This window comes from Inquilinus sp. (assembly GCF_039594555.1).
Lineage (GTDB): Bacteria > Pseudomonadota > Alphaproteobacteria > DSM-16000 > Inquilinaceae > Inquilinus.
Window position 1 is genome coordinate 1 of the sequence record NZ_JBCNNF010000434.1, and the last position, 5,704, is coordinate 5,704.

The window sequence follows — 5,704 nt, forward strand, 5'->3', positions numbered from 1 at the left end:
CTCCATCCGCGGCTTCAGACCGTCGGCGATGCCGAGGATGTCGAAGGTCACGGTGCCGTCCAGCTTCAGGTCCAGCCGGGTGGTGCCGCCGGTGAACTGCAGCGGCAGCACGCCCATGCCGACCAGGTTCGAGCGGTGGATGCGCTCGAAGCTCTCGGCCACCACGGCCTTGACGCCCAGCAGGCGAGTGCCCTTGGCCGCCCAGTCGCGGCTGGAGCCCGTGCCGTACTCCTTGCCGGCGATGATCACCAGCGGCACACCCTCGGCCTGATAGCGCATCGAGGCGTCGTAGATCGGCAGCACGTCGCCCGAGGGCTGATGCTTGGTGAAGCCGCCCTCGATGCCCGGCACCAGCTCGTTCTTGATGCGGATGTTGGCGAAGGTGCCGCGCATCATCACTTCATGGTTGCCGCGGCGGGCGCCGTAGCTGTTGAAGTCGAGCGGCCGGACCTGGTGCTCCAGCAGGTACTCGCCCGCCGGGCTGTCCTTCTTGATCGAGCCGGCCGGCGAGATGTGGTCGGTGGTGACGCTGTCGGCCAGCACCGCCAGGAGGCGGGCGCCGCGCACGTCGGTCACCGGCTCCGGCTCCTTCTGCATGCCGGTGAAGAAGGGCGGGTACTGGACGTAGGTGGACCCCGGGTTCCAGTCGTAGGTCTCGCTCTCCTTCGTCTCGATGCTCCGCCACTCGCGCGGGCCCTCGAACACGTTGGCGTAGCGGCTGCGGAACATCTCCGGCGTCAGGCACTGCTCGATCGTCTCGGCGATCTCCTGCGCGGTCGGCCAGACATCCTTCAGATAGACCGGCTGGCCGTCGCTGCCGGTGCCCAGCGGCTCGGTGGTGATGTCCTTGGTCATGCTGCCCAGGAGGGCGTAGGCGACCACCAGCGGCGGCGAGGCCAGATAGTTCGACCGCACATGCGGGCTGATGCGGCCCTCGAAGTTGCGGTTGCCCGACAGCACGGCGGCGACGTTCAGGTTGCCCTTCTCGACCGCCGCGGCGATCTCGTCGGGCAGCGGGCCGGAATTGCCGATGCAGGTGGTGCAGCCATAGCCGACGGTGTTGAAGCCGATGGCGTCGAGGTCGACGTTCAGGCCGGCGGCGTTGAGGTACTCGGTCACCACCTGGCTGCCCGGGGCCAATGAGGTCTTGACCCAGGGCTTGCGGGTCAGGCCCTTCTCACGCGCCTTGCGGGCCACCAGGCCGGCCGCGACCATCACAGACGGGTTCGAAGTGTTGGTGCAGCTGGTGATCGCCGCGATCACCACGTCGCCGTGGTTCAGGTCATGGTCCATGCCCTCGACCTTGGTCGGGGCGGCGGCGGTGCCGGCATCGGCCAGGAGCTTGTTGAAGGCGGTGGCGGCCTGGGTCAGGGCGACCCGGTCCTGCGGCCGCTTCGGCCCGGCCAGCGACGGCTCGACATCGCCCAGGTCCAGCTCCAGCGTGTCGGTGAACACCGGGTCCGGGGTGCCGGCCTCGCGCCACATGCCCTGGGCCTTGGCATAGGCCTCGACCAGGCGGACGCGGTGCGGGTCGCGGCCGGAGAATTCGAGATAGCGCAGCGTCTCGGCGTCGATCGGAAAGAAGCCGCAGGTGGCGCCGTATTCCGGGGCCATGTTGCCGATCGTGGCGCGGTCGGCCAGCGGCATGTGGTCCAGGCCCTCGCCGTAGAACTCGACGAACTTGCCGACCACGCCCTTCTTGCGCAGCATCTGGGTGACCGTCAGCACCAGGTCGGTGGCGGTGCGGCCTTCCTTCAGCTTGCCGGTGATCTTGAAGCCGATCACCTCAGGGATCAGCATCGACACCGGCTGGCCCAGCATCGCCGCCTCGGCCTCGATGCCGCCGACGCCCCAGCCCAGCACGGCCAGGCCGTTGACCATGGTGGTGTGGCTGTCGGTGCCGACCAGCGTGTCGGGATAGGCGACCTGGTTGCCGGTGTTGCGGTCCTTCTCCACCCACACGGTCTGGGCCAGGTACTCCAGGTTCACCTGGTGGCAGATGCCGGTGCCGGGCGGGACGACGCGGAAATTGTCGAAGGCGGTCTGGCCCCAGCGCAGGAAAGCGTAGCGCTCGTGGTTGCGCTCGAACTCCAGGTCGACATTCTTCTGGAAGGCGTTCGGGGTGCCGAAGGCGTCGACCATCACCGAGTGGTCGATCACCAGGTCGACGGCCGAGAGCGGGTTGATCCGCTGCGGGTCGCCGCCCAGCGAGACCATCGCCTGGCGCATCGCGGCGAGGTCGACCACGGCGGGGACGCCGGTGAAGTCCTGCATCAGCACGCGGGCCGGGCGGTAGGCGATCTCGCGGTCGGACCGGCGGTCCTTCAGCCACTGCGCCATGGCCTTGACGTCGTCGACCGTGACCGACCGGTCATCCTCGTAGCGCAGCAGGTTCTCCAGCAGCACCTTCAGCGAGAAGGGCAGGCGGGCGACGTCGCCGAGCTGGGCTTGGGCGGCTTCGAGGCTGAAATAGTCGTAGCTCTTGCCGTCGACCGTCAGCTGGCGGCGGGCTTTGAGCGTGTCATGTCCGGTGAAGGTCACGGAAGGGCTCCTTCGGTCGAAGGCTGGTCTCGGATGGGCTGTGCGGCCTTCATGTAGCGCGTCCGCGCAAGCCGTTCAAATGCAACGGGTCAAGAACCGTTCGCAACTGCGAAGGCGGCGATCCGGGGCAGCACCCGTTCGGCGGCCTCGAAATGCGGCGCGTGCCGGCAATCCGGCACCAGCCAGGTCTCGCAAGGCCCGGAAACCCCGGCCTTGATGGCGTCCAGCTGGGCCGGGGTGCCGTATTCGTCCTCCGCCCCCTGGATCGCCAGCACCGGGCAGCGGATCGAGGGCAGCGCGTCACGCATGTCGAAGCTGCGGAATCCGGGGGTCGGCCACAGCTCGGCCCAGTTGGCGAAGGTGAAATCCGTCTTGTCGCCGTGATAGCGGGCCAGCACTGCGCGCAGTCTGGAGCCCGGGGCATGGAAGGCGGTGTGGGCCGCGGCGATGCCGGCCAGCGTCTCCTCCTCGACGAGGACATGCGCCGCCTCGGTCACGGCCCAGGCGCAGCGGCCGGGATGGGCGGCGGCGAAGATCAGGGCGATGCTGCCGCCGTCGCTGTGCCCGACCAGCCCCACGCGCTCGACCCCGAGCGCGTCCAGCATCCGCGGCAGCGCCTCGCGCCCCTCCTGATAGAGGTAGTCGTCCCGGCGTGGCGCCGGCAGCGGGTCGGACCGGCCGAAGCCCAGCCGGTCGTGCGCCAGCACCGGATGGCCGGTCGCCTCGGCCAGCCGGGCCGCGACATCGACGCCGCGCCGCGTCCATTGCGCGACGGAGCCGAGCCCTTCGTGTAGAAGAAGGATGGGGAGGCGCCCGGCGCTGCCGGGCGGATCGAGGCGCTGCCAGTACAGGCTGTGGCCATCGACGCGGACGAAGCCTTCGCTGCGCCGCAGCGGAACGGGATCGCTCGTCGGGGTGTCCATCGCCGCTCCGTCATCAAGCCAACACGCGCTCGTCATGCCGTTGTCGCGCTGTCGTGGTCAACAGGGGCGCGGGTGGGGTTCGGGGGAGATCGGATATGAGCAGGTTCGGGATCGCCGTGGTCGGCGCGCTGCTGGCCTGTGCCGCGCTGCCGGCGCAGGCGGAAGGGTTCGGCCGGCTGCGGCTGATCGGGGAGGCGGCGCTGCCGAAGGGCCTGGACTACCAGGGCACGGCCGTCGGCGGCCTGTCGGGGCTGGACTGGGACCTGGCGGCCCGGCGGTGGATCGCCCTCAGCGACGACCGGTCGGAGAAGGCGCCGGCCCGGTTCTACACCCTCGCCATCGACTACGACGCCGAGGCGGTGCGCGGCATCGCGGTCACCGGCGTGACCACGCTGCGCGACGCGGCCGGGGCCAGCTTCGCGCCGAAGAGCGTCGACCCGGAGGCGATCCGCCGCGATCCCGCCTCGGGCCTGCTGTACTGGAGCAGCGAGGGCGGGGTGAAGGCCGGGATCGACCCGGCGATCAGCGTTGCCGCGCCGGATGGCAGCTGGCGGCGCGGCCTGGACCTGCCGCAGCGCTACCGCGTCTCCGAGGACAGGGACAGCGGCCCGCGCGACAACCTGACCTTCGAGGGGCTGGCTCTGGCGCCGGACGGGCGGACGCTGTTCGTCTCGATGGAAAGCGCCCTGGTCCAGGATGGCCCCGTCGCCTCGCTGGCCGAGGGCAGCCCGGTACGGATCGCCAGCTTCGACATCGCGACCGGCGCGCCGGGACCGGAGCATGTCTACGTCACCGACCCGATCCCGATGGCGCCGATCCTGGGCGGCTCCGCCGACAATGGCGTGTCGGAGATCCTGCCGGCGGGCGACGGCACGCTGCTGGTGCTGGAGCGCGCCTATGCCCAGGGCCGCGGCAACTCGATCCGGCTGTATCGCGCCGACCCGGCCCTGGCCACCGACGTCTCGAAGCTCGATTCGCTGCTCGATGGCAGCTGGCTGGCCATGCAGAAGACGCTGCTGCTGGATTTCGGCACGCTCGGCGTGACCCTCGACAATTTCGAGGCGATGGGCTGGGGGCCGGCACTCGCGAACGGCCATCGCAGCCTGGTCGTTATGTCCGACGACAACTTCAACCCGCTGCAGGTGACCAAGGCCCTGGTGTTCGAGGTGCTGCCCTGAGGAAGGCGGCGGTTGTTCGTGGCTCCCCCGTTGTCATCCTCGGGCTTGACCCGAGGATCCAGGAGCAGCCAGAGCAGCTCTTGATGGCCCCTGGATTGCCGGGTCAAGCCCGGCAATGACAGCTTGGGGTAGGCGCAAGGCGACCTGTGGGGCCTCTAAGCCCATGTAATCCGCGGCTGGACCGGCCGGGCCCGGCGGGTCACCCTGGCGCCGCGAAACGGAGGAGCCGGGGAATGGAGACGACACCGCGGATCAACGGGCTGGCCGAGACCTGCCTCTATGTCGAGGATGTCGACCGGTCGGCCGAGTTCTACCAGCGGGTGCTGGGGCTGGAGCTGCTGTCGCGCTCGCCGCGGCTGGCGGCGCTGGATGCCGGGCGCCAGGGCGCGCTGCTGCTGTTCCGCCACGGCCTGACCTCCGACGGCATGGTCGATGACGAGGGCACGATCCCGGGCCATGAAGGGCAGGGCCGGCTGCATATGGCCTTCGCCATCGCCACGGAGGACTTGCCGGCGTGGCGTGCGAAGCTGGAGCGCGAGGGCGTCCCGCTGGCCGGCGAGACCCATTGGCGGCGCGGCGGCCGCAGCCTGTACTTCCGCGACCCCGACGGCCACGCCATCGAGCTGGCGACGCCGGGGCTGCGCGCCAACTACTAGGCGCGGGCGGGCGGCGGCGCCCCCAGCTTTCCGCCGCATCGCCACGAAGCGGCCATCGGCGGGCTGGACGCTGCGGGCTTCGCAGCCTTGAGCGAGGCCCGCCATGAGCATCGACCCCGTCCCGCCGGCCGCCGCCTGGCCCGCCCGGCGCCTCCGCGCCGGGTCGCCGGCGCTGAAGGTCCTGGCCATCGTCCTGCTGACCGTCGCGTTCCTGCTGCCGGTGTTCCTGGTCTATGACGTGATCGGCGAGCGCGAGGACCGCTACCGCGAGGTGGTGGCGGAGATCGGCGGCAGCTGGGGCGGGCCGCAGCGCGTCATCGGGCCGATCCTGGTGGTGCCGTTCCGGCTGCCGTCCGAGCCGCGCGCCGACGGCACGCCGCTGCCGCCGCTGGAGCGCCAGCTCGTG

At 70.5% G+C, this 5,704-nt stretch carries 5 protein-coding genes; 3 read left to right on the forward strand and 2 right to left on the reverse strand.

The features are described from left to right. Together acnA and ABDW35_RS30880 are read right to left on the reverse strand one after the other, a co-directional pair. Positions 1-2,541 (reverse strand): aconitate hydratase AcnA (gene acnA / locus ABDW35_RS30875; RefSeq protein WP_343717676.1); only part of this gene is annotated, 2,541 nt, incomplete at its 3' end. Between the two features lie 89 nt (positions 2,542-2,630). Further along, a complete protein-coding gene (locus ABDW35_RS30880) occupies positions 2,631-3,464 on the reverse strand; it encodes an alpha/beta hydrolase (RefSeq protein WP_343717677.1) in 834 nt (277 codons plus the stop codon). 95 nt (positions 3,465-3,559) lie between these two features. On the opposite strand from ABDW35_RS30880, the gene ABDW35_RS30885 reads away from it, so the two are divergent. The 3 genes from ABDW35_RS30885 to ABDW35_RS30895 all read left to right on the forward strand — a co-directional run. Further along, positions 3,560-4,642 carry an esterase-like activity of phytase family protein gene (locus ABDW35_RS30885; RefSeq protein WP_343717678.1) on the forward strand — a complete coding sequence of 361 codons (1,083 nt, stop codon included), beginning with the start codon at positions 3,560-3,562 and terminating at the stop codon, positions 4,640-4,642. Positions 4,643-4,875: 233 nt separating this feature from the next. Beyond that, the gene (locus tag ABDW35_RS30890; RefSeq protein WP_343717679.1) at positions 4,876-5,298 is read left to right on the forward strand and encodes a VOC family protein; all 423 of its coding nucleotides are present in this window, start codon (positions 4,876-4,878) and stop codon (positions 5,296-5,298) included. Between the two features lie 103 nt (positions 5,299-5,401). Then, on the forward strand, positions 5,402-5,704 hold a 303-nt coding region (locus ABDW35_RS30895), incomplete at its 3' end, for an inner membrane CreD family protein (RefSeq protein WP_343717680.1).

Coding starts and splice junctions, on each gene's coding strand:
- ABDW35_RS30880 (WP_343717677.1), bottom strand. CDS start 3,464: ATGGACACCCCGACGAGCGATCCCGTTCCGCTGCGGCGCAGCGAAGGC.
- ABDW35_RS30885 (WP_343717678.1), top strand. CDS start 3,560: ATGAGCAGGTTCGGGATCGCCGTGGTCGGCGCGCTGCTGGCCTGTGCC.
- ABDW35_RS30890 (WP_343717679.1), top strand. CDS start 4,876: ATGGAGACGACACCGCGGATCAACGGGCTGGCCGAGACCTGCCTCTAT.